This is a genomic window from Peptoniphilus sp. HCN-40583 (assembly GCF_037892835.1).
Classification (GTDB): Bacteria; Bacillota; Clostridia; order Tissierellales; family Peptoniphilaceae; genus Aedoeadaptatus; species Aedoeadaptatus rachelemmaiella.
Genome location: NZ_JBBKBU010000014.1, coordinates 1 through 25708, shown reverse-complemented (window position 1 = coordinate 25708; position 25708 = coordinate 1). Strand labels below are relative to the sequence as shown.

Annotated in this window: 25 protein-coding genes; 5 read left to right on the top strand and 20 right to left on the bottom strand. The window is 53.1% G+C overall.

What is annotated here, in order from left to right:
- The first annotated feature begins 150 nt into the window (after positions 1-150).
- Positions 151-639, top strand: coding sequence for a hypothetical protein (locus WKT05_RS05645; protein ID WP_340413272.1), 489 nt, complete (start codon positions 151-153; stop codon positions 637-639).
- Between the two features lie 91 nt (positions 640-730).
- Here the strand turns inward: WKT05_RS05645 and WKT05_RS05640 are convergent, their stop codons facing one another.
- Together WKT05_RS05640 and WKT05_RS05635 are read right to left on the bottom strand one after the other, a co-directional pair.
- Positions 731-1966 (bottom strand): FprA family A-type flavoprotein, encoded by a 1236-nt coding sequence (locus WKT05_RS05640; RefSeq protein ID WP_340413271.1) that lies wholly within the window; start codon positions 1964-1966, stop codon positions 731-733.
- Between the two features lie 17 nt (positions 1967-1983).
- On the bottom strand, positions 1984-3912 hold the full coding sequence (locus WKT05_RS05635) for an acyl-CoA dehydrogenase family protein (protein WP_340413270.1): 1929 nt from the start codon (positions 3910-3912) through the stop codon (positions 1984-1986).
- Positions 3913-4460: 548 nt separating this feature from the next.
- Here WKT05_RS05635 and WKT05_RS05630 point away from each other — a divergent pair.
- Positions 4461-5420 carry an L-lactate dehydrogenase gene (locus WKT05_RS05630; protein WP_340413295.1) on the top strand — a complete coding sequence of 320 codons (960 nt, stop codon included), beginning with the start codon at positions 4461-4463 and terminating at the stop codon, positions 5418-5420.
- A gap of 149 nt (positions 5421-5569) precedes the next feature.
- On the opposite strand, the gene WKT05_RS05625 is transcribed toward WKT05_RS05630, so the two are convergent.
- The 18 genes from WKT05_RS05625 to dinB form a co-directional block, all read right to left on the bottom strand.
- The gene (locus tag WKT05_RS05625) at positions 5570-7405 is read right to left on the bottom strand and encodes an ATP-binding protein (RefSeq protein WP_340413269.1); all 1836 of its coding nucleotides are present in this window, start codon (positions 7403-7405) and stop codon (positions 5570-5572) included.
- Positions 7405-8355, bottom strand: coding sequence for a DNA double-strand break repair nuclease NurA (locus WKT05_RS05620; protein WP_340413268.1), 951 nt, complete (start codon positions 8353-8355; stop codon positions 7405-7407). Before WKT05_RS05620 ends, WKT05_RS05625 begins: the two co-directional genes overlap by 1 nt.
- Positions 8352-9164 (bottom strand): 16S rRNA (cytidine(1402)-2'-O)-methyltransferase, encoded by an 813-nt coding sequence (gene rsmI, locus WKT05_RS05615; RefSeq protein WP_340413267.1) that lies wholly within the window; start codon positions 9162-9164, stop codon positions 8352-8354. Before rsmI ends, WKT05_RS05620 begins: the two co-directional genes overlap by 4 nt.
- A complete protein-coding gene (locus tag WKT05_RS05610) occupies positions 9154-9822 on the bottom strand; it encodes a tRNA1(Val) (adenine(37)-N6)-methyltransferase (protein ID WP_340413266.1) in 669 nt (222 codons plus the stop codon). The genes rsmI and WKT05_RS05610 overlap by 11 nt, the downstream gene beginning before the upstream one ends.
- A gap of 95 nt (positions 9823-9917) precedes the next feature.
- Positions 9918-10598, bottom strand: a complete 681-nt coding sequence (locus WKT05_RS05605) for a TMEM165/GDT1 family protein (RefSeq protein WP_340413265.1) — start codon at positions 10596-10598, stop codon at positions 9918-9920.
- 30 nt (positions 10599-10628) lie between these two features.
- Positions 10629-12374 (bottom strand): DUF4153 domain-containing protein, encoded by a 1746-nt coding sequence (locus WKT05_RS05600; RefSeq protein ID WP_340413264.1) that lies wholly within the window; start codon positions 12372-12374, stop codon positions 10629-10631.
- A 9-nt stretch (positions 12375-12383) separates the two neighbouring features.
- On the bottom strand, positions 12384-13958 hold the full coding sequence (cls, locus tag WKT05_RS05595; RefSeq protein ID WP_340413263.1) for a cardiolipin synthase: 1575 nt from the start codon (positions 13956-13958) through the stop codon (positions 12384-12386).
- Positions 13959-14148: 190 nt separating this feature from the next.
- Positions 14149-14559 carry a F0F1 ATP synthase subunit epsilon gene (locus tag WKT05_RS05590; RefSeq protein ID WP_340413262.1) on the bottom strand — a complete coding sequence of 137 codons (411 nt, stop codon included), beginning with the start codon at positions 14557-14559 and terminating at the stop codon, positions 14149-14151.
- Positions 14556-16013 (bottom strand): F0F1 ATP synthase subunit beta, encoded by a 1458-nt coding sequence (gene atpD / locus WKT05_RS05585; RefSeq protein ID WP_340413261.1) that lies wholly within the window; start codon positions 16011-16013, stop codon positions 14556-14558. Before atpD ends, WKT05_RS05590 begins: the two co-directional genes overlap by 4 nt.
- A 14-nt stretch (positions 16014-16027) precedes the next feature.
- Positions 16028-16885 carry an ATP synthase F1 subunit gamma gene (atpG, locus tag WKT05_RS05580; protein ID WP_340413260.1) on the bottom strand — a complete coding sequence of 286 codons (858 nt, stop codon included), beginning with the start codon at positions 16883-16885 and terminating at the stop codon, positions 16028-16030.
- Positions 16886-16894: 9 nt separating this feature from the next.
- Complete coding sequence (atpA, locus tag WKT05_RS05575) at positions 16895-18394, bottom strand: F0F1 ATP synthase subunit alpha (protein ID WP_340413259.1); 1500 nt, start codon at positions 18392-18394, stop codon at positions 16895-16897.
- An 11-nt stretch (positions 18395-18405) separates the two neighbouring features.
- Complete coding sequence (gene atpH, locus WKT05_RS05570) at positions 18406-18936, bottom strand: ATP synthase F1 subunit delta (RefSeq protein WP_340413258.1); 531 nt, start codon at positions 18934-18936, stop codon at positions 18406-18408.
- Complete coding sequence (gene atpF / locus WKT05_RS05565; RefSeq protein WP_215508658.1) at positions 18929-19429, bottom strand: F0F1 ATP synthase subunit B; 501 nt, start codon at positions 19427-19429, stop codon at positions 18929-18931. The genes atpH and atpF overlap by 8 nt, the downstream gene beginning before the upstream one ends.
- Before the next feature lie 34 nt (positions 19430-19463).
- Positions 19464-19721, bottom strand: coding sequence for an ATP synthase F0 subunit C (gene atpE / locus WKT05_RS05560; RefSeq protein WP_108831996.1), 258 nt, complete (start codon positions 19719-19721; stop codon positions 19464-19466).
- Positions 19722-19751: 30 nt separating this feature from the next.
- Positions 19752-20477 carry a F0F1 ATP synthase subunit A gene (gene atpB / locus WKT05_RS05555; protein ID WP_340413257.1) on the bottom strand — a complete coding sequence of 242 codons (726 nt, stop codon included), beginning with the start codon at positions 20475-20477 and terminating at the stop codon, positions 19752-19754.
- Positions 20474-20860 (bottom strand): ATP synthase subunit I, encoded by a 387-nt coding sequence (locus WKT05_RS05550; protein WP_215508656.1) that lies wholly within the window; start codon positions 20858-20860, stop codon positions 20474-20476. The genes atpB and WKT05_RS05550 overlap by 4 nt, the downstream gene beginning before the upstream one ends.
- A complete protein-coding gene (locus tag WKT05_RS05545) occupies positions 20857-21057 on the bottom strand; it encodes an AtpZ/AtpI family protein (protein ID WP_251374965.1) in 201 nt (66 codons plus the stop codon). Before WKT05_RS05545 ends, WKT05_RS05550 begins: the two co-directional genes overlap by 4 nt.
- Positions 21058-21152: 95 nt before the next feature.
- Entirely contained in the window at positions 21153-22391 is a 1239-nt protein-coding gene (gene dinB, locus WKT05_RS05540; RefSeq protein WP_340413256.1) for a DNA polymerase IV, read from the bottom strand.
- Between the two features lie 154 nt (positions 22392-22545).
- Here dinB and WKT05_RS05535 point away from each other — a divergent pair, with 154 nt between their 5' ends.
- From WKT05_RS05535 to WKT05_RS05525, 3 genes are all read left to right on the top strand, one after another.
- On the top strand, positions 22546-22959 hold the full coding sequence (locus WKT05_RS05535) for a helix-turn-helix domain-containing protein (protein WP_340413255.1): 414 nt from the start codon (positions 22546-22548) through the stop codon (positions 22957-22959).
- The gene (locus tag WKT05_RS05530) at positions 22943-23497 is read left to right on the top strand and encodes an ImmA/IrrE family metallo-endopeptidase (RefSeq protein WP_340413254.1); all 555 of its coding nucleotides are present in this window, start codon (positions 22943-22945) and stop codon (positions 23495-23497) included. Before WKT05_RS05535 ends, WKT05_RS05530 begins: the two co-directional genes overlap by 17 nt.
- A 64-nt stretch (positions 23498-23561) precedes the next feature.
- The gene (locus WKT05_RS05525; protein WP_340413253.1) at positions 23562-25667 is read left to right on the top strand and encodes a stalk domain-containing protein; all 2106 of its coding nucleotides are present in this window, start codon (positions 23562-23564) and stop codon (positions 25665-25667) included.
- Positions 25668-25708: the final 41 nt, after the last annotated feature.

Below are 25708 nucleotides of genomic sequence, written 5' to 3'. Positions count from 1 at the left end.
CCTCAACAAAAAAGCCCGACCCGGCACCGGGAGCGCGCGATCGATAAAGCCGTTATTCGTTAATGTATAGTATAATTGAAAAATAAGGATGTATATCACCCGTTAAATTAGCGTCCCGTCAACTTTTCATGGAACATTCGGAGGTTTTCGATGAAAAAAAAGATTTTTCTTGCCGGCATCATTCTTTCTGCCGTCTTATTGATCCTCGTGGAAAGTAATCCAAATAAAAGAGTGCGCATGAAAGAGGTCAGGCAATTTACAGAAACCATGTGCCGGTCCGACGAACATATAAAAGATTTAAAGTTCTACTTTCGAAGGCCCACTTTGAGAGCGGAGATGGTCTATGAGGGTCCCTTGGAAAAAGAAAAACTAATTTCCATCACGGAAGATTTTAAAGCATTGGTCGATGTGGAATTTATGCAAAAAATCGGCGATACCTATTGGGGCGGCGCTCGACCCAGCGGTTTTGAGTTATACATTTATTGCGATAAGGATAAAGAGGGAAATAATTACGATTATCTGATTTACAGTCAATACAATAAGACGTACAAAGTCGATGAAAATCCCGACAATATTGACGGCTATAAGACTTGGACGATCTCCGGCGCAGAAAATGAAGGGGTACTATATAAGGATTAAGTAATCAGAACCACCGCCATCCGGTGGTTTTTTCATGGAAAAGTGCACTAAAAAAGCCCGACCCCGAAGGATCGGACTTTTAATCTAAAGTTTATGCTTTGGCTTGTTCCTTTTCTTCTTTGATTTTTTCGAAGGATTCGATAATGGAATCAGCCAAGGCGTCTAATTCTTTTTCCGTGGAGTCGTTCAGGGAAGAAGTCACGGTGACTTCGCCGCCCAGGACGTCCATGAGCTTCATGTTGTCGTCCAGGAATTCTTCCATGCGGGTGCCGGCTTGGGGTGCCCAGGTGCCGTTTTCGATAATGCCCACGGTGCGGTTTTGCAAATTCAGCATGCGAATTTCGTTTAAGAATTGATGCATGACGGGATAGATTTCCAGATTATAGGTTACCGAAGCCAATACGATGTGGCTCAGGCGGAAAGCTTCCGATACCAGGTAGCTGACGTGGGTTTTGGACACGTCGTACATGTGAACATTGGTCATGCCCCGTTCGCAAAGCTTGGTGGCCAAGCATTGTGCGGCGTATTCCGTGTTGCCGTACATGGAGGCGTAAACCAAGAGCACGCCGTCTTCTTCCGGTTCGTAGCGAGACCATTTGTCGTATTTTTCGATGAAGTAGCCCAGATCTTTTCTCCAGACCGGTCCGTGCAAGGGGCAGATCATCTTAATGTCGATGGTGCCGGCTTTTTTCAGAAGGTCTTGAACGTGGGGGCCGTACTTGCCGACGATGTTGGTCAGGTAGCGGCGGGCGTCGTCGAGCCAATCGCGATCGAAGTTCACTTCATCGGCAAAGAGCTTGCCGTCTAATGCGCCGAAGGAACCGAAAGCGTCGGCGGAGAAGAGAACGCCGTTGGTAACATCGAAGCTGACCATGGCTTCAGGCCAGTGAACCATGGGGGCTTCTACCCAGGTGATTTCGTGTTTACCGAAGCTCATGGCGTCGCCTTCAGCCACTTCGATTTCTCTGCCGTCGACGTGAAAACCGAATTGGTGCATCATCATGAAGGCGCGGTTGTTGGAAATGACTTTGGCATTGGGGTAGCGAATCAACACTTCGTCTAAGGAAGCGGCGTGGTCCGGTTCCAAGTGATTGATAATCACATAGTCCAGATCTCTGCCGTCTAAGACGTGTTCGATGTTGTTCAGGAATTCACGGCATACAGCCCAGTCCACCGTATCGAAGAGGACGGTTTTTTCGTCCATCAACAGATAGGAGTTGTAGCTGACGCCACGGGGAATCGGGTGAATATTTTCAAACAGGTGCAGGCGGTGTTCGTTGGCACCTACCCAGTATAAATCATCGGTTACTTTTCTTACGGTATACATTACTTACCTCCTAAGGCTTATTTAAAGGTACGGTCTTCGGGGAAATCGACTTTAATGAAATTGTCTTTTTCTTCGCCGCATTTCGGGCAGATGTATTCTTCAGGCAATTTGTCGAAAGGTGTTCCTTCTTCGATTTCGCTTTCTTCGTCGCCCCGTTCGGGATTGTATTCGTAGCCGCAGCCTTGGCAGACGTAGATGTCTTCTTTCGGTGCGGTCTTTCTCGGTTTGGAGCGTTTCATCTTGACCATTTCAGGTGCTTCGCCCTTACCTTCCGTACCTAATGCTTCAATAATCAGAGGTGCAACTTCTTCGATGTCGCCGACAATACCGTAGTCACAGTTTTTGAAGATCATGGCATTGGGCGCATTGTTAATGGCCACGATGGTGGCTGCATCTTTAATGCCCTTTAAGTGTTGGCCGGCACCGGAGATACCGCAGGCCACATAGAGATTGCCGCGGAATTTTTGACCGGACATACCGACGTAGCGTTCAATGGGAAGGACCTTGTCCGTTTCTGCAACGGGACGGGAAGAACCGATGGCGGCGCCGAAAGCACGTGCCAATTCTTCGGCCAGGTCTCTGTTGCCGTTAAAGCCTTTACCCATGGAGACGACGCGTTCCGCATCGACGATGGGTGTCATTAAATCGATGCCGACGCTGAAGTCGTAGCCGTCTTTTTGAAGGGCGGCGATGAGGTTCTTGACATTTTCTTCTTGATTGTCGCTGTCGAAGATTTCTCTCTTGCGAATGCCGGTGATGGGGCCTTTACCCGCTTTCTTTTTGCTACCGCCGGTGGAGCGAGCGGCCTTGCCGATAATATTGGCTGCGATGACGACACGTTGAATTTCGTTGGTGCCTTCGTAGATCGTGGTGATCTTTGCATCTCTGTAGGCGCGTTCCACTTCCATGCCCTTCATGTAGCCGCTGCCGCCGTAAATTTGCAGGGCGTCGTTGACGACTTCAAGGGCCATGTCGGATGCAAACATCTTTGCTTCCGCTGCTTGCAGACCGTAGCGTTCGCCGTTGGTCTTCATTTCTGCTGCACGATAAACTAAGAGGCGTGCGGCGTCGATCTTGGTGTACATATCGGCGAGCTTAAAGGAAATGCCTTGATTGGCTGCCAAGGGTTGGCCGAATTGAATCCGTTCCTTTGCATAAGCCAGGGCGTGTTCATAAGCCCCTTGTGCGATACCTAAAGCTTGTGCGGCGATGCCGATGCGGCCACCATCCAAGGTGGACATGGCGATGTTAAAGCCCTTGCCTTCTTTGCCCAAGAGGTTTTCTTTCGGAACGCGAACATTGTTGAAGTGGAGTTCCGCCGTAGTGGAGGAACGGATGCCCAATTTGTCGTAGTGATCGGAGAAGGTGAAGCCTTCGAAATCTTTTTCTACGATAAAAGCACTAATGCCGTGGGTACCGATGTCCGGCGTGGTGACGGCAAATACGACATAAGTGTCTGCAGCCGGTGCATTGGTGATGAAAATCTTTTGTCCGTTTAAAATGTAGTGATCCCCGTCTAAAACAGCGGTGGTTTCCGTTTCACCGGCGTCAGAACCGGCGTTGGTTTCCGTCAAACCGAAAGCACCGAGCTTTTCGCCCTTGGCCAAGGGAATCAGGTATTTTTGTTTTTGTTCTTCCGTACCGAAGTGATCGATGGGATAAGTGCCCAAGGAGGTGTGCGCCGATAAAATAACGCCGACGCCGCCGTCCACGCGGGCCAACTCTTCTACGGCAATGGCGTAAGAGATAACATCCGCCCCTGCGCCGCCGTATTCTTCGGCAGTGGGAAGGCCCATAATACCTAAATCAGCCATTTGCGCGACGATATCTTCCGGGAATTTGTTTTCGCGGTCGAGTTCAAAAGCGACCGGCGCGACAACGGTTTCCGCGAACTCGCGAACTTTCTTTCTAAGCGCCTCGTGCGCTTCGGTGGTTTTAAATAACATATTTCCTCCTTGCAATCAATGATACAGACTACAATGCATATGAACGGCCGACAGTGAAGCCGGTACAACAATCTACACCTCTCGTGTATAGATTTACTATAGCACAGGCTTTTATCGTTGTAAAGGCATCAGGTCTTTTGTTTTTTCGAAAAAATACAAAATTTCTCGATTATTTTCGCCCGTCCTCATTTGATACATTAAGATGTTACCCCGGCCCATTGAATTTATGCGACTTTTTTTAAATAAAAACAAAAAGAATACACAATCTACGAGAAAACTTTTTTCACACCCCAAGCTTTCCTTTCACCTTGATTGCACTTTCCGTTCTCATACATTGCGTTTTTTTAAAATACCCGCTTTTGCATTTTGCATTTTTCCTTCATTTTGCGACATTATTACCCACTTTTTATTTATTATTTTGTCGACCTTATTCTTTCGCCTGAAAAGCAAATATTTATGTTTTTCACTTCCCTTTTTGCCTTTCACCGTCTATAATAAGAATCGTTTGAATAGATAATAACGATTCTGGAGGTAACACAATGAGCAATATGATTCAAAACCCGAATGCAAAAGTCATTCTCGTCGGCGACGGTTCCGTCGGCTCTTCTTTCGCCTTTGCCATGACCTTAAAAGGTTTAGGCCGCGAACTGGGCATTATCGACGTAAACACCCGCAAGGCACAAGGCGACGCCATGGACTTAACCGCCGCTTTGACCTACAACTCCGCAAAAACCATTTACGCTGCCGAATACAGCGACTGCTCCGATGCTGACATCGTCGTCATCACCGCAGGCGCACCCCAAAAGCCCGGCGAAAGCCGCTTAGACTTGGTTCATAAAAACCTGGCCATCGTCAAAGACGTCGTCGAACAAATCATGGAATCCGGCTTCAACGGCATCTTCCTCGTCGCCGCCAACCCGGTAGACATCCTGACCTACGCCGTATTAAAAATCTCCGGCTTCCCGAAAGAACGGGTCATCTCTTCCGGTACGTCCTTAGACTCCGCGCGCTTCTGCGACGAAATCTCCCGCTACCTGGATTTGGATCCCCGCGACGTTTCCGCCAGCATCATGGGCGAACACGGTGATACCTCCTTCCCCGTATGGAGCCAAGCTTCCATCGGCGGCCGCCACATCGACGAATGGCTCGCCGAAAGAACCGATGACATCGAACGCGCAAAAGAAAAAATCTACACCGATGTCCGCGACAAGGCTTACCACATTATCGACGCCAAAGGCGCAACCTACTACGGCGTCGCCACCGTCCTGGCAAAAATCTGCCGCATCATCATCGAAGACTCCCACTCCATTATTACCGTGGGCGCATTCCTCGACGGCGAATACGGCTGCCACGACATCTACATGGGCACCCCCGTTATCTTGAGCCGCAGCGGCATCCAAAAAGTCATCGAAGTACCCTTGAACGAAAAAGAAAAAGAACAAATGGAAATTTCCTACAAAGCATTGAAGGAAGTTCAAGATCAAGGTATGGCTAAGCTCGGTTTCTAATCGAGCCACATACAACTCCTTAGAAAATGAAAAAAGCGTCCCGCGGGGCGCTTTTTTTGCGTGCAATGGTGCATAAAGAAAGAACCCCCGATTAAATCGAGGGCCAATGCAAAACGGACACCCGTCGATGTCCGTTTATCCTTCTTTTCCTATTCCAAGGCTTCGTATTTGCTGTTGCCTAAAAAGTCTGTGCTGCGTTTGATTTTTCCTTCTTCCGCCAGCTGATCCAGGGCGCTCAAAAGCCCTTCTCGCGTAAAGGACAGCCCGCGCTTCTCAAGCTCCGGCAGGACGGAGAGAATATTGCTCGCCGCGGAGATGGGGAAGAAGTCCGCCGCCGCTTTCAGGAGCTGATCTTGGGAGGCGGTTTTCACTTTTTTCAGCTCGTCGAAGGGGTTTTCCGTGTGAGGGGAGGTGGTTCTCGCCATGCGAATGCGAGCGAAGGTGGTGCGACCCAGATGAGAGGAGGAGATGAACACGTCGCCGGTTTGCAAATAAGGGAGGCGCCGGGATTCTTCCACGCTAATATCCGTCTCGCCCTGAATGGTGTCGATGTCCTGGGCTCGCACGGTGCGGTAGATCATTTTGCAGTTGAGCTGGGCGGTGATCGTGTCGTCTAAAAGGGTGGGCCGCTGGGTGGCGAGGATTAAAAACACGCCGTACTTCCGCCCTTCCTGGGCGATTTCACGAAGCACGCTCTTGGACGGGGCGGGGATGCCCTTGGGTGCGAAGGTGTGGCTTTCGTCGGTGACGACGAAAAAGGGCGGGAAGTAATCGCCGCCTGCGGGCTGCACGAATTGGGCGTCTTTAAAGTCTCGGCGCTTTTTGTAGAGATTGCGAATGAGGTAGGTAGCATACATTTGAATGAGCTTCACCGAGCCTTGGATCACGGCGAGCTTGCCTTCAAAGATCGCCTCTTCCACGGGCCTCGAGTCGCCGCGGAAAAGGCCGTCTCGCTCCACGCTTTTGAGCCGCCACAAAATTCCCCGCAGGGAGGAAATGTTGGTGGCTTTGCCGAAGCGCTCGTAGCGGCCTTGAATCCGCTGCCATTTTTTCTGATCCGGCGAGGGCACCATGGTCATTTCCCGAATTTTATCCACGGAGCCGGCTTCGTGTCCCTCGATTAAATCTTCGAGCACCGTCGTAAAGCCCGTAAGGCCTTTGTCGATTTTAAACAAGAGGTCCACGGTGCTCTTCATGGCTTCGGAAAGTTCCGACACGGCGTTTAGGATGGTTTTTAAATCGCCGCCGTTTAAAGACGAAAAGTCGATGCCGATGTCCACGCCGATTTGAAAGCGTCGGTGGTTTTTCTCGTAGCTCTTGCCCCCTTCCGCAGGGTTGGAAAAGTCCATTTCGTAGTGGGGATCCAGTACCACTCCGGGGACGTTTTTCTCCATAAGCTCTTCTAAAAGCACCCGCATGCCGAAGGATTTCCCGCTGCCGCTGCCGCCGAAAATCCCCATGTGGGGGTATTGATGCATGGCCCGAAGGTCCAAAACATAGGGCACGTCTTTTTGAGGCGATTGCGCCCCGTCTTCGTAAAGGGCAAAAAGGCCCTTGAGATTGTCTTCCATGGCATCGTAAAGGTAATCCGTATGGCGAATGGCACCGAGGACTAAGCCTTCTTCCGGAGATGTGGGCACGAGAAGGCTCTTGATTTCTGAAAATTCCGGCCGCCGTGCGTCGGAGCCCGTCAGGGGCGGATAGGGGGTCTCGTGCAAAAAGCGCACCTTGGCCACGTAAATGGTTTCGTTGTGAATGTCGTAGCCCAATTGGCGCAAGGAGGCCAACACACCGTCGTCGACAAAATCGCCGCCTACATCCATGGGAATAAAGCGGTTGTAGGTTTCGGCTTCCACCACTTCCCCGAGAATCGCCCCCTGCACGGGATCTTCGATCATTAAAAATTCCGCCACGCGAAAATTGTGGTCTCGGCTTCCGACGGTGACCTCTCTGGGATTGGTCAGTCCCACTACTTTTATTTGCATTACACTCTCCGATCTCTTTCCGATACGAAAAATCGCTCCATCATCTCACGATCCATGGCCTCTTCCAGTATCAGGCGCACTTCCTTTTGCCTGACTTTCACTTCCCTGTCTACGATGTCGATCCAAAAGGGCACGCCGCGGCCGTTTTTCGGCGTCAGGGTATAGAGCAGGCGGGCGAGGAAATTCAGCGCCTCTTTTTGCTGAGAAAGCACGTCCATCCCCACCACTTCCCAGTGGCGGGTGGGGCGGTAAAATGCCCCCACGAGGCCTGCGGCGGTCTTGCCCTTTTCCTCCTCGTCTTCATCTTCTGCGAGAATCAAGAGCTCGCCTACATCCAGCTTTCCGGCTAAGTATTCCCGGTCGTAGAAATCGTGGCCGCGGCCCATGCGCCGAGCGATGTCTCGGGTCTTTATGTCTTTAATGGCGCCGACGAGAAGGGTGTCCTCGGCGAGGCACAGGTCTCGCAGCGCCTCCCACTTGGCGGGGGAGTTAATGGCGTAGCGCAAAAGGCCCCCGTCCATCATGAGGACCGCCACCTCTTCCTCTTCCACCAAGGCCGTGGCCGCTTCCAGCTCCACCTCGGCCAGGTAGCGGTCGTGAAGCTTTTCCGCGTTCGCGGCGTCGTCGCCTGCGAGAAGGGGGGTGTAGATGCGGCGAATGCGCCGCTCCTTTTTCTCCATGCTAAGGGCCAGGCCCTGATAAAATTCCACATAGTGGGGATAGGCGCCGCCCTGGCGAATCACCGAGCCGTCTACGCCTGCCACGGAGCCCACCGCCCCCAGTTCGCCCTCGCTTAAGGGCATCAGTTGTTCCACAGTCCCCACATCTTCGGTGAGGGCCTTTTTAAACTCCTGCCCCGACTTTTGAAACAGGGGATCGTACTTCGTCTTTAATGCCTCGTTTAGCGCGCCGATTTCCCGGCGAAAGGCCAACAGATCTTCTTGATTCAAAGCTTCAAACTCTCCTTATACACCACATTCTTCGGCAAATTCCACTCCCTGGCCACCACCTTCGCCGCCTTGGAGGGGCTCATGCCTTCGTCGATTTTTTCCTTCAGGGCGGAGAGAATGTCCACGGTCTCTTCCTCTTTCTTAGGCAGAAGCACCACGGCAAATTCCCCTTTAATCGTGTAGTCCTCAATATTGGCGAGGAAATCTTCGGCGGTGGTTTCGATGCGCTCCTCGTACATCTTGGAAATCTCCCGCACAAAAATCAGCCCCCGATTGCCCAAAACTTCCATGACATCTTGGGCGAATTTTTCGATGCGGTGGGGCGCTTCGTAGAAAATCACGGGGACGGGGAGGTCCTTCAAACTTTCCAAGGTCTTCACCCGGGCGCCGTGTTTTTGCGGCAAAAAGCCCCAGAAAAGGTAGCGCCCCTCTTCTATATTGGCGATGACCGACGCGCTTACGTGGGCGCAGGCGCCGGGGAGCACTTCGTAGGGCCTGCCTTCTTTTAACAGCGCCGCGAGAAGCACGGCACCGGGGTCGGACACCCCGGGCATCCCCGCATCGGATATGACCGCCACATCTTCCCCCGCATCGAGCCGCGCCAGCACGGCGGCGATTTTTTCCGCCTCGTTAAACTTGTGGTAGCTTTCCATGGGCGTGGAAATGGCGTAGTGATTCAATAGGGGCCGGGAGTGGCGAGTGTCCTCCGCCAAAATCACGTCCGCTTCCTTCAGCACCCTGAGGGTCCTTAATGTAATATCTTCCAAATTGCCGATGGGCGTGGGACAAAAATATACCTTACCTGCCATAATAGCCTGCCACCTCCTCGCTGTAGGCGCCCTTCTCGTAAACATAAAGGGCCGCCTCAAGAACCATAAAACAGCCGCCGCCCGAGACGCCTTCAAAAAGAATGCGCCGGGCCGCCTCGCCTTTTTTCCAATACACGGGCCGCATGCGCTTTATCGCCACCTTCGCCGCGGTAAGATCCGCCACGACCTCCTGAAAGCGGGCCACGTCCACGATGCCGTAGATCTTTCCGCCGGGCTTTAAAAAGCGGGCGGCTTCGTAAAACCAGTGCATGTCCGGATCCAAATGTTTCGCCGCGGATATAGACGGATCGTCGTTTTTCACGCTGTCTCTGTAAAAGGGCGGGTTCGTAAAAATCACATCACATGGCGCGAGATCCAAGTCTCTGAAATCCCCTACCACTGTTTTGATTTCGACGCCGTTTGCCGCGGCGCTTTTTTCGACCAAATCCACGGCCTCCTGCAAGCGATCCACGGCCACCACCTCGTCGGCATCCTTCGCGGCCATTAGAGCCAAATAGCCGCTGCCGCAGCCCAGATCCAGCACGCGACCCTTGCTCTTTCCGTATGCGGCGAGAAGCACGGAATCCATGCTGAAGGAAAAGACGCCTTTCTTCTGAAAAATACGCATCCCGTTTACGGGAATATAATCACTGCCCATAAGCCCTCCTTACTTGTATTATACCCTATGTAGCATGAAGAGGGCGTAGCACCCATCCAAGAAAAAAGCCGTGACAGCTCGCGCCGATCACAGCTTTACTTTTCTTGTTTTCGCCCTGTTCTCGCTTGTTTGTTTTGAATCAAGGTGTAAATAATGAGCCCCGCCAGCGCGGCGGCGTAGATGCCGATCCAAATGGGCGTTTTAAAGCCGTCGTTTACGGCGCCGTAAAGTTTCATGGTGCCGAAGAGGAGAAAGAGAAAGGCCGCCAGATAGCTCAGCGCCCTGTGGGGAATTTTCTTGCCCAGGTATTTTCCCACGAGGATGCCGAAAAGGGACACGAGGATCATGGAGGAGACGGTGGCGAGAAAAATCACCGCCGGACGAGGGCTGTTCATGGCCAAGGTCATGGCCATAAGCTGGGTCTTGTCGCCTAATTCGCCGACGAAAAAGGCCGATGCCACGGTAAGGAGAGGCCCCATGGTGGTGGCCTTTGCCTTCTCCTCTTCCTCCGCCTCCTCCGTTTTAAGGGCGGACAGGCCGAAGAATAAAAACAAAAAGCCGGCGACGAGTTGCAAAAAGACCATGTCGCCGACAAAACCGGCGATGAAGACGGCGGCCAATATGGCCAGGCCGTGGTTTAATCCGATCCCCAAGCCGACGCCGCCGAGCACCGTCTTCATGGGGTAGGTGGTGGCGAAGGCCAGGGCCAAAAATTGCGACTTGTCCCCCATTTCGCCGATAAACACCATGACAAAGGCTTCGATAAATTCACGCAAAACAATGCTTCCCTTCCCCGATTCTGAAACTTACATGCCTTCTTTCTCTTTGACCAACACACAAAGGGAGATGCCCGCATCGGGATCCACTTCCCCTTGGGCGGAGAAAAATACCGTGTCCGTCACATAGATCTTGTAGACATAGGGCCCCTTTTCCCCTTCCAAGGTCAGGTCTTCGGGCTCGATTTCATCTTTCGTTTCGCGCAAGATGCGGATCTTTTCGCGAACGTCTTTTAAATCTACGTTAATGGAATCGGTGTCGCTTAAATGAATCACGACGCTTCCGCGGATGCGCTCCGTCTTCAGGCCTTCTGCCGCCGCCGGATCCCCTTCTCCGTAGGAGCTGACGAAGTAGATCTTGTCGTAGCCGGAAATGTCCATGCCCTTCGCCATATCCATGGCGTAATTCAAATTCATTACCGGGCCGCCCTCGTCGGGGGTAAAGCCGTAGATCCGCTCTATGGCCTCGGAGGAATTGGCATCCCGCAAATAGGCCACATGGGACACGTCGTGGTTTCGTGTCAGGTACTGGACGATTTCCTGAATCTCCCGCTTTTCCTTCACGGAGAGATTCCCGGAAGGCACCACTTCCCCGCCTTTAAGCATGTGATTGGCGGCAAGGATGGCATCCAGCCGCTGTTTCTGCGAGCGAAAGGCCACGCTGTCGGCGCTGATGGGCCCGCCGAAGACGGATACCAAAAGCACCGCCGCCAAGGTCATGGGAAGAATCATGTGCAGTTCCCGCTTTTGAACGATAAAGTGGACCATGGCAAAGGCCACCCACAGGCCCAAGGCAAAAATCATGTAGCGATTTTCCGTGAAGCCGTATTGATGCACCCGCAAAAACCAGGCGTAGTACATGAGGCCCAAAAGGGGCAGTGCCGCCGGAGGCATGACTTTTCTGAAGTAGTAGGCCCCGGTGCGGTCCCGGTTGTGGTCCACCATAAAGAGCACGAAAACGGCAAGGGCCATGGGCCAAAGGATGAGGTTCACCACGCTGGTGGTGGGCAGCTCCTGCAAAATAATAATCTTCGCCATGTACAAATAAAGGAGCAGGACGTAAAGGCCCAGGACCGGCGCAAGAATATTGTTAAATAAATTGTTGATCACGTGGATCCCGGCGCCGTAATGGCTTCGGCCTTCTTCCACGACGCTGAGGCGAGAGAGAAAAATTGCCGCCATAAAGGGCATAAAGCAAATGGTGACGAGATAGGTAACCGTCGTGGAGAAATCGACGACGCCGAAGAGGACGTCCGCCCCCACGAGCAAAAGGCACATGGCCGCAAAGAGGACAAAGGCGTAGAGATAGGATACGGCGATTTCCATGATAATAATGAGGACATAGGTGGGAAAGCGGCGTTCGTCGCGAATCTTTCCGCCGCAAAAGACCATGAGCCCGGAGGCGGCGAAGAGAATCAAGGTGGGCATGGCGAAGTAGATGTCTACCCCTTCTTTTCTCATGGACGCCATGCGAAAGGTGCTTATGACGAGAAAAAGCAAAACACCCATCCAGGTGCCCAGCAAAAGGGAATGGAAGTTTTCACGATCCCTTGCGGTTTCTAAGTACAAATAGGCCGCCGTGGTAAGGAAAAAGCCGATGACACAGAGGGCAGCCAGAAGATAGGGCGAGGTTTTAAAGGCCGTAGCATCGCCCTTATGAAGCCACAAACATTGAAAGATCGCCGCCAAAAAAGCAAAGGCCATGGACAGGGGGAAGCGGCGAAAGGCCTCCTTCCCTTGTTTAAGCTCCTGCGTAATAAGTTGTAACAGTCTCATAGACACCTCCTACATAATGGGGGCGAAAATACGGAGCACGCGGCCGGCGGCTCGTTGGAAGTAATTAAATTCCATACACATATCCATGGTAAAGGGCGTGCATTCCTTGAGGGTTTCCTGAAAGTCCGCCTCCACCTTTCGGGCCATAGCCTGATCGTAAAAGTAGGCGCCGCATTCGAAGTGGAGAAACAGGGAGCGGTAGTCGCAGTTAATGGTGCCCACCACGGCCTTCCGATCGTCGGAGACGAAGCTCTTGGCGTGGATAAAGCCCGGCGTGTATTCGTAGATCTCGACGCCGTTTCGGATCAGCTCCTTGTAGTAGCTGCGGGTTACACGAAAGACGATTTTCTTGTCGGGAATGTGGGGCGTAATGATTTTTACATCGGTCCCCGTGTGGGCCAGGTGAATCAAATCGCTCTTGGTTTCGTCGTCGAGAATTAAGTAGGGCGTCATAATGTGCAGATAATTTACCGCCTGATTCACCATGTCGTTGTAGACTTCTTTTCCCACTCGGTTCTTGCCGTAGGGGTCGTCGCCAAAGGGAATCACATAGCCCGTCTTCTTGCCTTTGTATTCTTCTTCCGGAGGCATAATGTAGGGCCGGAAGCTTTCCGGATCGTCGGCGTTTACATCCCACATGGACAAAAACATATTGGTGAAGGAGCGCACCGCCGCGCCGTAGATCGTGACCCCGGTGTCCTTCCACCGGCCGAAGGGGGCCGTGAGGTTAACGTATTCGTCGGCTAAATTGATCCCGCCGGTAAAGGCCACCTTGTTATCGATGACCAAAATTTTTCGGTGGTCCCGGTGGTTTTGGTACAGACTCAACACCGGCACGATGGGCTTAAAGACCCTGGTCTTAATGCCCAATTTTTCCATGGCCTGGGGATAGTTAATGGGCAGCTTCGTAAGTACCGCCGTGCCGTCGTACATAAGGCGCACTTCCACGCCCTCTTGCACTTTCCGCTTCAGTATGTCTAAAATGCTGTCCCACATTTCCCCCTGTTGGACGATGAAGTATTCCATGAAGATAAATTTTTCCGCCTTCTCCAATTCTTCCAGCATGCGGTGCCAGTAGTCTTCGCCCAGAGGGTAATAATCGCATTCTCCGTTGCGGTAAATGGGAAAATCTTCCTGATTCCATAAAAAGCGCGCCGTGTTATAAAAGAGGGGATCCGCCAGGCGCGTCTCTTCCATGATTTCGGGATCTTGGCGGTAGTAAGTAAAGTTTTTCTTCTTCGAAATTTCGAATTTTTCCGAAAACCAGCGGCGCATAATGTCCCACTTGCTCAAAATATAGAGAAAGGCGCCGAACAAGGGCAGGACGATCATGGTAAAGAGAAAGGCCACTTTGTACACCGGGTCGTTCCTCCGGTCGTTGACGATGTGCAGCCCGACCCCTAAGTCCAAGACGAAAAAGACCCATTGGAACAGGTCTTTGTTCTCTTTCAGAAAGTGCCCCACGGCATAAATCAAGGCAAATTGTATGAAAAATAAAAAGCCGTAAAGAAACAGGGTGGTCAACACCCCGGGCAATGAATTTTTTATTCTGAATCGATGGGTAAAATCCGCAAAGTCTTTCATCTTGTCCTCATCTCTTAATCGCACTGCATACGCGTCTATTTGTGAATTTATTATAACACGCCTTGAAAAAGCATTCTACAAAGGCGGCGCCGGGGATTTCTAAAAGAATTCATTGAATTGTCGCCGTTTTCGGTCGATTGGCCGGCTTTCTTTCCATAAAAATAACCGCCGGTATCTCCGACGGCTGTTTTTAATTTTCCGCATTGTTTAAGCGGTTAATGGCTCTCAACAGGGAAAGCTTGGCTTCTTTATAGCTTTGGCGATTCACATCTTCCCCCTTGGCGCGGGCTTCTTGAATCCATGCCTCGGCACGGTCTTTGGCCTTTTGCGCCCGCGTGGCGTCGATGTCGTAGGTCCACTCGAAGGCAGTGGTGGCGATGGTGACCACATTGTCTTTCATGGACACGTAACCGCCATGCACGACGCCGATTTTTACGCCGCCGTCCATATAAACCTTCATGATGTTGTAAGCCAGGGGCGTGACGATAGGCGCCGTATTTTCCATGAGCATCATATCGCCTAAGATCCCGCGAACGATGACTTTGTCCACCTGCTTTTCAAAGCCGTCGGCGTGGGGGGTCACCAGGCGCAGGTCGATCATTGTTCATCCCCTTCTTTCGCTTCTTCCCCTTCAGCCTGAACCGGGGCGGCTTGTGCTTCTTTTTCCGCTGCCGCGGCTTTTTCTAAAACTTCGTCGATGCCTCCGACAAAGAGGAAGGCGGATTCGGGCACGTCGTCGTGTTTGCCTTCTAAGATTTCCTTAAATCCCCGCACCGTTTCTTCGATGGGCACATACTTGCCGTCGATGCCGGTAAATTGGCTGGCGACGCTGAAAGGTTGCGACAAGAACCGTTGCACCTTCCGCGCCCGGGCCACGGTGGTCCGTTGTTCTTCGGACAATTCTTCCAAGCCCAAAACGGCGATAATATCTTGCAGGTCTTTGTACTCTTGAAGCACTTCCTGTACGTGGCGCGCCACGGCGTAGTGCTCTTCGCCGACCACATTGGGATCGAGAATGCGGCTGGTGGAGTCCAAGGGATCCACGGCGGGATAAAGGCCCATGCCGGCGATGTTTCTCGAAAGAACGGTGGTGGCGTCTAAGTGGTTAAAGGTGGTGGCAGGCGCCGGGTCGGTTAAGTCGTCGGCGGGAACGTAGACGGCTTGGACCGAGGTGATGGAGCCTTTTTTCGTGGAAGTGATCCGCTCTTGAAGGGCGCCCATTTCCGTGGCGAGCGTCGGTTGGTAGCCGACGGCGGAAGGCATGCGGCCCAAGAGGGCGGAGACTTCACTCCCCGCTTGGGTAAAGCGGTAGATATTGTCGATAAAGAGTAGCACGTCTTGGCCGGCTTCGTCGCGGAAATATTCCGCCATGGTAAGGCCCGTTAAGGCGACGCGCATCCGGCTTCCCGGCGGTTCGTTCATTTGACCGAAGACCAGGGCCGTCTTGTCGATGACGCCGGAGTCGATCATTTCGTAGTAAAGGTCGTTCCCTTCACGGGTGCGTTCGCCGACACCGGTGAAGACGGAAATCCCCCCGTGTTCCTGAGCGATGTTGTGGATCAGCTCTTGAATCAACACGGTTTTGCCGACGCCGGCCCCGCCGAAGAGGCCGACCTTGCCGCCCTTGGCGTAGGGGCAAAGGAGGTCGATGACCTTGATCCCCGTTTCGTAGACTTCATTGGACGTGTCCTGATCTTCGAAGGTGGGGGCCTTTCTGTGAATGGGCATGGTTTCCCCGCCCTTTAAGGCGTCTTTGCCGTCGATGGGCTGGCCGAGGACATTGAACATGCGCCCCAAAGTTTCGTTTCCTACGGGCACGGAAATGGCCGCGCCGGTATTTTGGGCGTCCATGCCACGCTTCAGGCCGTCGGTGGCGCCCAGTGCGATGCAACGCACCACGTCGTCGCCGATGTGTTGGGCCACTTCCACGGTAAGGACTTCCTCGTCGTTTTGAATTTTAATGGCGTTTAACAGATCGGGCAGGTGATCCTGCTCGAATTGGATGTCTACAACAGGCCCGATGACCTGGCAGATCGTTCCTATATTCTCATGCATACCGATACCTCTTCCTATTGCACAGCATCCGCAGCCGAGACGATTTCGGTGATTTCATTGGTAATCGCCGCTTGTCTGGCTCGGTTGTAATTGGTTTGCAGTTCGTCGATCATGTCGTGGGCATTGTCCGACGCATTTTCCATGGATACCCGTCGGGATCCTTGTTCCGAAGCCGCCGCTTCGATGAGGGCGCCGAAGATCGCCGTCTCCACATACATGGGAATCAGGTAATCCAGCACCGATTGAGGCGAGGGCTCGAATTCGATTTGCGTCCGAGGGGCGGGCGCATCGTCCTTCGCTTTTAAATCCTCGGAGGGCAAGATGGAAGTCATGCCGGCTTGGTAGCTGATGGTGGAAATAAATTTCGTGTAGACGATTCGAATGGCGTCCACTTCTTTATTTTCGTAAAGCTCCATGGCTACGGCAGCCAAGTCTTGGGCGTGGGAATAGCTTGGGTCTTCACTTAGGCCGGTGTAGGATTTCACGATGTCGTAGTTGCGACGTTCGAAATAATCCTTGGCCTTGTTGCCCACCACCAATAGCTTCGATCGACAGCCGTCGTCTTTTATGGCGCTTTCGGTAAGCCGCAGCACATTGGCATTGTAGCCGCCTGCCAGCCCCTTGTCCGAGGTAAGCACGATGTAGAGGATGGTTTCTTTTTCCCGCTTCGCCAGAAGGGGATGATCATCACCTACAATGGCCAAAATGCCTTGAATGTCGTCGACGACGGTTTGGAAGTAAGGTCTGGTTTTGGCAAGTCGAATGCGGGCGCGACGAAGCTTGGCCGTGGAGACCATCTCCATGGCCTTGGTAATTTGTAAAATACTGTTGATGCCCCGAATGCGCCGTTTAATTTCTCTCGTAGATGCCATAAAAACCTCCTATCGCGTCTGTTTAAACTCGACGAGGCTTGCTTTTATGGCGTCTTCGATGGCATCGGTCATGGTCTTTTGCTCACGCAAGTCTTTGATGAGTTCGGGATGGTGATTTTCCACATAGAGCAGGTACTCTTCTTCGAAATTCAACACATCGTCCACTTCCACATCCAAGAGGTAGCCCTTGGTGACGGCGTAGAGGATCAAGACTTGATGCTCCAGCTTCATGGGGCGGTATTGGGGTTGACGCAAAATGCGCATCATCCGTTCCCCTTGAGCCAACGTCCGTTGGGTTTCCTTGTCCAGTTCGCTGCCGAATTGGGCGAAGGATGCCAGGTCTCTGTATTGGGCCAGATCCAATTTCATGGTGGAAGACACATTTTTAATGGCCTTCGTTTGGGCGGCGCCCCCGACCCGGGAGACGGAAAGGCCCGTGTTAATGGCCGGCCGTTGTCCCGCGAAGAACAGGTCCGTTTCCAGGAAGATTTGGCCGTCGGTAATGGAGATGACATTGGTGGGAATGTAGGCGGAAATGTCGCCGGCTTGGGTTTCGATAATGGGCAGCGCCGTAATGGATCCGCCGCCATATTCGTCGCTCATGCGGGCCGCCCGCTCCAGTAATCTGGAGTGGAGGTAGAAGACGTCGCCGGGGAATGCTTCCCGTCCCGGCGGACGACGTAAAAGAAGACTCATGGTCCGGTAGGCGACGGCGTGTTTCGTCAGGTCGTCGTAGACGATGAGTACGTCTTTGCCCTGGGCCATAAATTCTTCCGCCATGGTGACCCCGGCGTAGGGGGCGATGTATTGGATCGGCGAAAGTTCCGCCGCCGTGGCCGCCACGACGATGGTGTGATCCATGGCCTCGTGTTGTTCCAATGTGTCGACGATTTGTGCCACGGTGGAGGTCTTTTGACCGATGGCCACGTAGATGCAAATGACATCGGTGTCTTTTTGGTTAATGATGGCGTCAATGGCAATGGCGGTCTTGCCCGTTTGCCTGTCGCCGATAATCAGCTCCCGTTGGCCGCGGCCGATGGGGAACAGGGCGTCGATAGCCTTGGTGCCCGTTTGCAGGGGCTCGGTGACGGATTGTCTCGTAATGACCCCGGGGGCGATTTTTTCGATGGGCATGGTTTTTTCGTAGGGGTAGTCGCCTTTGCCGTCGATGGGTGCGCCCAGGGCGTTAACCACCCGGCCCAGAAGACCTTCGCCGACGGGGACTTGCACGACTTTACCCGTGGCCTTAACTTCGTCCCCTTCTTTAATGTCCCCGTCGCCTAATAAAACGACGCCCACATTGTTCATTTCCAGGTTTTGGACCATGCCGTAAATGCCGCCGGGAAATTCGATAAGCTCGCCGGCCTTGGCGTTTTCCAGGCCCCAAATGCGGGCGATGCCGTCGCCGACTTCGATGACGGTGCCCACATCTTCCATGACCAAGTCTACATTATAATTTTTGATCTGCTCCCGTATGACGGCGCCGATCTCTTTTGATCTTAGATTCATGTCTCACCTCTCTATGGGTTCTTTCTCAAGCTGCGCCCTAAATCCTCAAGCTGCCTCGAGACGCTGCGGTCGATGACGCCGTCTTCGGTGATGATTTTCACACCGCCGATTAGGCTCGGATTGATTTTAACCTTCACTTCCACTTGGCCCGGGCGGTTTTTGCCGTAGGCTTTGCGAATGGCTTCCGCTTTTTCATCGGACAGGGACATGGGCGCGACGACGACGATCCGCTCGATGTTTTTGGCTTCGTAGCACAAATCTTCGTAAGCATCTAAAATGCGTACCAAGCGATTCGAGCGGCCGTGATCGGCCACGACGTAGAGCAAATTAAACAAGGGCTCGGGCAATGTGTCGCCAAACACTTTTTTAATTAACGCGTGTTTTTGTTCCGGGCGAATTTTCGGATGGGACAGGGCCATGAGGAAGGTTTTGTCTTTGTATACCTCCCGCACATCGTCCAGCTTATCCAACATATCCTCGCCGGATACTTCCTGCACCTCATAGAGAGCGATGCTGTATTTGCTCAGGCCTTCGTCATACATGGTTCTTCTCCAAGTCTTCGATCAGGCCGTCTACCAATGCGTCTTGATTTTTTTCGTTGATATTGTCTTTTAACAGTTTTTCCGCGATCATTACGGCGAGGTCGGCGGTTTCATCGCGCACGTCTTTTAAGGCTTGGGCCTTTTCCAGGGCGATGTCTTTTTCCGCTTTATCGATGATCTTTGCCGCATGGGCCTTGGCTTCTTCCTCGGCGGATTTTTCCAAGTCGCGGCCCCGTTCTCTGGAGGCTTCGATGATTTCCGCCCCCTCTTTGCGGGCCTGTTGTAATTTATCCTTGTATTTGGCGCGAAGGTCTTCCGCTTCACGCAACAGTTCCTCCGCCTCTTCGATTTCGGAGACGACGCTGTTTTGCCTTTTTGTCAGAAATTCGTTCATCGGCTCATAGACAAAGTGGCGAATGACGAGAAACAGGATAAGTGTGGCGCCCCATTGTGCCAACACATTCCATATGTCCGGCACGACAAAAATTTCCATAGGGACAACTCCTTTCGGTTCTCTGCGCCTTTAATCAGCCTAATAAGGGTTTGACGAATAACAAGATAATGGCGATGACCAGGCCGTAGATACCCGTGGTTTCCGCAACGGCTTGACCGAGAAGCATGGTTTGTACGATGTCCGCTTTCGCTTCCGGTTGACGTCCGACGGCGGCTGCCGCTTGACCTGCCGCATACCCTTGACCGACACCGGGGCCGATACCTGCAATAACTGCTAAACCGGCGCCGATGGCCGAGCAACCTAAGATGAACGCTTCACTGGTGATTTGCATAGTGTTTTCCTCCCTACACTTTTTATATGGTTACGACTGCTTTTTTGCTTTTCTCTCTGCGATTTCTTCCGGGGACGCCATGTCCGAGTTAATGTAAGTCATGGACAGCATGAGGAAGATGAAGGTTTGCAACATGCCGCTGAATACGTCGAAATAGCCGTGTAAGGGCCACGCGACGAGGGGAATAATAAATTTTGAGATCAACCCTATTCCCTGATAGACCAGACTCATAATTAACATGCCGCTTAATATGTTACCGAACAAACGGAAACTGAGTGAGATGGGATTAGCCAGCTCCCCTAAAATATTAATGGGCGTTAAAATGGCGATGGGCTCGGTGTATTGCTTTAAGTAGCCTCCGATCCCCTTGGTCTTAACGGAGAAGAAGTGGATCATGGCAAAGGTAATTAAAGCGAGTGCCAGGGTAACATTGTAGTCGCTTGTCGGCGGCACAAAGCCCAAAAGCCCGGACAGATTGGCGCACACTAAGAACGCGCCCAAGGAGAGCATGTAAGGGGCAAATCCCTTGTTGTGCTCGCCCATGGTCTGCACGGTCAGATTGTTGACCGCCTCGACGAGAATCTCGACGATGTGCAGAAATCCCGTGGGTTTTTCCTTGAAGTCGGCTTTTTTTATTTTCGAGTGAATATATAAGCTGAGAATCCCGAGCACGAGCACGATGACGAAGGTCGTGAACAAGGATTCGTGGAGCCATATGGTCTTATCACCTGCGTGAAAGACGATGCCTCGTTTCAAAAGCCCCCTCCTTTCTTACTGCGAAGATAGTCGAACATGTTTCTGAAAAGTATCACGTACTTGACGGATAATAGACCGAAAAACGTCCCCACAAGGCTCAAATACTCCGCCTTGGCCGCCACCACCAGTACCGCGGCGTAAAGGGCGAAGCGAAACAGGTAGTGCATACCTGCATAGCGCGACGCCTGCGCCTCGGGTTTGTCCACGGCGCGGAGCAAGGTAAAGTACATGAGCTTAAACATAGCCATGGCAATCAGCGAGCCGAAGATCCAGCCCAAAACAGCGGGCTTCGGATCTTTCAAGGCCATAAGAAGCACCCCCGATACCACGAGGGAAAACCCCGCAGTGAGGGCGATGTATTCGTTGGTGAAACGATCTTTCATAGCTTCTTGCCTAAGCGAAGAATGTTCATGACGCCGGCGGCGATGCCCAGAAGGGTGAAAAGCAGAAGAAACAATCCGCTTCCCCCCGTTTTTTTGTCCAGCCACGCACCTGCGAGCATACAGCCTAATATAGGCAGAAGGACATTCAACCCCACCTGTGTAATTAAAGCCAAGCCGGTGTAAGGCGACTTTTTCACGGACACCACCTCCTCTTCCTGTCTATCTCCTTATTTTATCGGATCTTCATGTCCTATTCAATCTATTTACCCTGTTTTCGGGAGTTTTTAAACGCTTATCGAAAGACGGGATGGGGCAAGGTGATGACATCATGGGTATGAATGGGCATTTTCGTATCGTTCAGGAGCCCTAAAAAAGTTATGGCATCCTCCCCGTAACGGCGACGAATTGTATAAATGGCCCGGTCTAAATCCTCTTCTTTTTTCTTTTTTTCGCTATTTGAAAAAAAATCTAATTGCACCGCCGCCTTCCTCGGCACGAGATTCGTGGCCCTGAGGGTGACGGCGCGAATGGCCCTTTTGGGATCCACCTTCTCCCGATAAAGATCGAAGGCGCTGTCTCTCAGCAAAAAAGAAGAGGCGCCGTCGGTGGGAAGCATGCGCTGAAAGGTCATGCTTCTTAAATCTTTATCCCGCAAATGAATTTCGACGCCTCGGGCCATAAGCTCCCCTTCCCTGAGCCTGCGCGCCACATTCAGGGCGAGAATCTGAAAAATCCGCCGCACCTCCACGGGGCTTTTTAAATCTTCCCGAAGGGTGATGCCGTTGCCCACGCTTTTTACGGGGAGAAGGTCGTCCCGATCCCGCACCGGTTCCTCCTCCATGCCTCGGGCCTTCTTCCAAAGCTTCTCGCCGTTGATCCCCAGGCGACTTTTCAAAAGGGCCACGTCCGCCGCGGCCAAATCCCCCAAGGTGTGGATTCCCACGGCCCGCAGCTTCTCCTTCGTCTTGCGGCCGATGCCGATCATGGCGTCGGCGGGAAGGGGGTAGACCTTCCTCGCCACGTCCGCCTCGCCGATGACCGTGACGGCATCGGGCTTTTTCATGTCGCTTCCCAGCTTCGCGAAGGTCTTTGTAAAGCTCACGCCTACGGAGACCGTAATGCCCAATTCTTTTTTCATGCGCCGGCGAATGGCGTGGGCCATGGCTTCCCCTGTGCCGAAGAGATGCACACTCCCCGTCACATCCAGCCAGCACTCGTCGAGGCCGAAGGGCTCCACCTGATTGGTGTAGTCGTAGTAAATGGCCCGGGCCCTTCTGGAAAAATCCAAATACACTTCGTAGTGAGGCGCCACCACGATGAGGTTCGGGCATTTGTTTTTCGCCTGCCACAGGGCCTCGCCGGTTTTGATGCCCAAAGCCTTCGCCTCCACGGACTTGGCCAGGACGATGCCGTGGCGATCTTCCACAGAGCCGCCCACCACCAGGGGCTTGCCCCGAAGGGCGGGGTTTCTCTGAATTTCAATGGAGGCATAGCAATTGTTCATGTCCGAATGTAAAATAACCCGTTTCATGGCGATCCTTTCTTGACAAAAGGCGCAATTCATTCTATGATTTACGCAATTCGATTTCCTATTTATTTCCATAATACGAAACTGTATTGCATATTTCAAGGTGCTTTTTCGCAAACACGCAATTCAATTGCGTTTATCTATTTCGAGGTGACCTATGACATTCGGAGAAAAAATTAAAACTCTGCGCAAAGCGCAAGGCATGACGCAAAAGGATTTGGCCGAGGCCCTGGGCCTTTCGTTGCGCACCATATCCAATTACGAAACCGGCGGCCTGCGCCCCCGCCACAACGCCACCTACGACGCCCTGGCTGCGCTTTTTCACGTGCCCAAGGCCTATTTCTTCACGGAAGAAGACGCCTTTATCTTGGCGGCCGAGGCCCGCTGGGGAGAAAGCGGCGCCAAAGACGCCCGGGAATTGGTGGACGGAGTTATCGGCCTTTTCGCCGGAGGCAAGCTGGACGACGAGGACAAGCAGGCGGTGTTTGAGGCCATACAGGAAGCTTATTTCCGCGCGAAGCTGGAAAGCGAAGCCCAAAAGGCGGGATCCTCCCATGACGAAGATGCATAATCGCTACCGCCACCTTTACGACGATGCCAATGACCTGCGGACACGCTACGGGACCGATCCCAAGGCGGCGCTGGAGGCTTTGGGCGTGGGCCTCGTGACCATGGCCACTTCCACAAAGCTTTTGGGCATGTACAAAATGGTGCTGAATAAGCCCTTCGTCTTTTACAACGACCGGGTGCCGGCGCCGATTCAGCGCATGGTCCTGGCCCACGAGCTGGGCCACCACCTGTACCACCGCCACCACGCCGAGAAGGAGGAGCTCATCGAGTACACCCTCTTTCACTTAACCGACGCCATGGAGCTTGAGGCCAATATTTTCTCCGCCCACTTCCTTTTAGAAGACGAGGCGGTTTATGCCATGGCCCGGGCGGGCTACTCCTACATGGACATGGCCCGGGCCTTTTCCGTGGACGTGAACCTTATGATCTTTAAGCTCAACGAAATGCAACGTATGGGCTACGATCTGCCGCCGCTGGATCCGGCAGACAATCAGTTTTACAGAAAAATCGACGGCCGCAACCTTGCAGAAGATTTGTAACGGGATTAACACCCACGAAAAATCCATTTTCCAGTACAATGGAAGAAAGAAAGAGGTGTTTTATTTGAACCGAGTTAAAAGGCAAATTTTATTTTTATGTACTTTGGCCCTGATCCTTCTCATTCCCCAAGGGGCACGGGCCGTCTCCTTAAGAGAAAACGGACGCACCACCGTCTCCCCCGGCGTCGTGCGCCGCGAGCTTTCCGCAACCATCGGCGGCAGAAACCACATCGTCGATGTGATCCAAGTGGATCTGAATAATCCCGGGGCGGATCTCGAGGTCATGGCCGGGGCGGGCAACTACACCCGCAAAGACACGGTGAGCCACATGGCCGATCGCACCGACGCCTACGCCGGCATTAACGGCGACTTCTTCAATATGTCCAAGCAAGGCGCCCCCTTCGGCCCCTCCGTCGTCGGCGGCAAGCTTCAGTCTTCGCCTCTGGAATCCGTGGGCCTTTTCGCCTTCGGCATCGACAGCGGGAAAAACGCCTACATCGAAAGCTTCACCTTCAACGGCCGCGCCACCGCCCAAGACGGCGCCCACTACAAAATCAGCGGCTTAAACAAAACCGACTACATCATTAATCACACCCAAGTCCCCTCCCACAAAGACAGCATCCAATTGTACAACGACTTTTGGACCGCCCCCTCCCGCGGCCTGAGAGGCAGCGGCGAAGTGTTGGTCAACAGCAATTTCGTCGTGGAGCGCATTTCATTAGATAAGCCCATTCCCATGGTCACCCCCAAGGGCAAATACATTTTGCAGGTCAACGGACGGGCCAAAGACTTCATTCGAAACCACGTGAAGCCCGGGCAAAAACTCCGCTTGGATTACCGCGTGAGCCCGGACAGAAACTGGCGCTTTTTAATCGGCGGCCACGCCCTCTTAGTAAACGGCGGCCGGCCCCAACCCTACCTCATGGACGCCGCTTCCATCGACGGCTACCGGGCCAGAAGCGCCGCGGCCATTTCAAAAGACCGCAAAACCGTCTACCTCGTGGCCACGGAAGGCCGCACGAGCAAAAGCCGCGGCATGAAGCTCGATGAATGGGCAGCCACCGTGGCCGCTTTAGGCGTAGAAAAAGCCATTAACTTAGACGGCGGCGGCTCCACCACCATGGTGGCCCGCGGCCACGGGGATTTCAAAAACACGAAAATCACCCGCCCCGAGAGAAACGGCGCCGAGCGGCGCATCGTCAACGGCATCGGCGTCATGAACAAAGCGCCGAAAACCGCCCTTTCAGCCGGCGAAATTGCAGGCCCCCGCCACTTGGTTCTGGGCGAAGTGGCCACCTACAAGCTGGGCAAGGCCTGGGACAGCAACTACCACCCCATCAAAGTCGAAAACGTGGGCTACAGCTTAACGGACAGCACCTTCGGCAGAGGCGCCTGGATCTACAGCCGCTTCCTCTCGCCGAAGGTGGGCAAGACCAACATCGTCTTAACCACCACAGGCGGCGTCAACATCACCCTGCCCGTGGACATTCAAAGCCCCGGCGCATTAAAAAGCTTCACCCTCGTCGCCAAAGATAACGGCAACACCATAACCCTGGCACCGAAAGGCGTCACCAAAGCCGGCCGAAGCGTCGTCCTCGATCCCGCCCAAATCGCCTGGACCGTGGAACGAGGCGCGGCAAAAGCGGACACGAGCAGCTGGAAAATGCCCGGCGCCGGTGTGAAAGAACCCGTCGCCATCTTCCGCCAAGAAAAAGCGGAAGGCGCCTATGTGCTCTACAAGGCAAACTTCGGCCCCAACACGGCGAGCTATGTGAAAGAATCGCCGGGATACGCGAAAGTGCGCATGACCGTGGGCAAGAAAAACTTTACCTTCGCCGGTGAAAACCGCACCATGGACACGACGCCGGTGATTCAAAAGGACCGCACCCTCGTGCCCCTGCGCTTCTTAATGGAATCCTACGGTGCCGAAGTGAGCTGGGACAATGAAAACCGCACGGCCATCGTAAACTACAAGGGCCACACCATCGGCCTGCCTGCGGACAAAAACGAAGCCACCATAGACGGCAACACCGTGGCCCTGGATGTGGGCGCCACCATTCGAGATGACCGCACCCTCGTGCCCCTGCGCTTTATCGTGGAAAACATGGGCATGGAAGTGTATTACGAACATTCCGACCGCTCCATCTCCATCTTCCAAAAAATCAATTAAAGCCCTTAGAGCAAAAGGAAAGCACCCGATGACGGGTGCTT

Coding starts and splice junctions, on each gene's coding strand:
- WKT05_RS05645 (WP_340413272.1), top strand. CDS start 151: ATGAAAAAAAAGATTTTTCTTGCCGGCATCATTCTTTCTGCCGTCTTA.
- WKT05_RS05640 (WP_340413271.1), bottom strand. CDS start 1,966: ATGTATACCGTAAGAAAAGTAACCGATGATTTATACTGGGTAGGTGCC.
- WKT05_RS05635 (WP_340413270.1), bottom strand. CDS start 3,912: ATGTTATTTAAAACCACCGAAGCGCACGAGGCGCTTAGAAAGAAAGTT.
- WKT05_RS05630 (WP_340413295.1), top strand. CDS start 4,461: ATGATTCAAAACCCGAATGCAAAAGTCATTCTCGTCGGCGACGGTTCC.
- WKT05_RS05625 (WP_340413269.1), bottom strand. CDS start 7,405: ATGCAAATAAAAGTAGTGGGACTGACCAATCCCAGAGAGGTCACCGTC.
- rsmI (WP_340413267.1), bottom strand. CDS start 9,164: ATGGCAGGTAAGGTATATTTTTGTCCCACGCCCATCGGCAATTTGGAA.
- WKT05_RS05610 (WP_340413266.1), bottom strand. CDS start 9,822: ATGGGCAGTGATTATATTCCCGTAAACGGGATGCGTATTTTTCAGAAG.
- WKT05_RS05600 (WP_340413264.1), bottom strand. CDS start 12,374: ATGAGACTGTTACAACTTATTACGCAGGAGCTTAAACAAGGGAAGGAG.
- cls (WP_340413263.1), bottom strand. CDS start 13,958: ATGAAAGACTTTGCGGATTTTACCCATCGATTCAGAATAAAAAATTCA.
- WKT05_RS05590 (WP_340413262.1), bottom strand. CDS start 14,559: ATGATCGACCTGCGCCTGGTGACCCCCCACGCCGACGGCTTTGAAAAG.
- atpD (WP_340413261.1), bottom strand. CDS start 16,013: ATGCATGAGAATATAGGAACGATCTGCCAGGTCATCGGGCCTGTTGTA.
- atpG (WP_340413260.1), bottom strand. CDS start 16,885: ATGGCATCTACGAGAGAAATTAAACGGCGCATTCGGGGCATCAACAGT.
- atpA (WP_340413259.1), bottom strand. CDS start 18,394: ATGAATCTAAGATCAAAAGAGATCGGCGCCGTCATACGGGAGCAGATC.
- atpH (WP_340413258.1), bottom strand. CDS start 18,936: ATGTATGACGAAGGCCTGAGCAAATACAGCATCGCTCTCTATGAGGTG.
- atpF (WP_215508658.1), bottom strand. CDS start 19,429: ATGGAAATTTTTGTCGTGCCGGACATATGGAATGTGTTGGCACAATGG.
- atpE (WP_108831996.1), bottom strand. CDS start 19,721: ATGCAAATCACCAGTGAAGCGTTCATCTTAGGTTGCTCGGCCATCGGC.
- WKT05_RS05550 (WP_215508656.1), bottom strand. CDS start 20,860: ATGAAAGATCGTTTCACCAACGAATACATCGCCCTCACTGCGGGGTTT.
- dinB (WP_340413256.1), bottom strand. CDS start 22,391: ATGAAACGGGTTATTTTACATTCGGACATGAACAATTGCTATGCCTCC.
- WKT05_RS05535 (WP_340413255.1), top strand. CDS start 22,546: ATGACATTCGGAGAAAAAATTAAAACTCTGCGCAAAGCGCAAGGCATG.
- WKT05_RS05530 (WP_340413254.1), top strand. CDS start 22,943: ATGACGAAGATGCATAATCGCTACCGCCACCTTTACGACGATGCCAAT.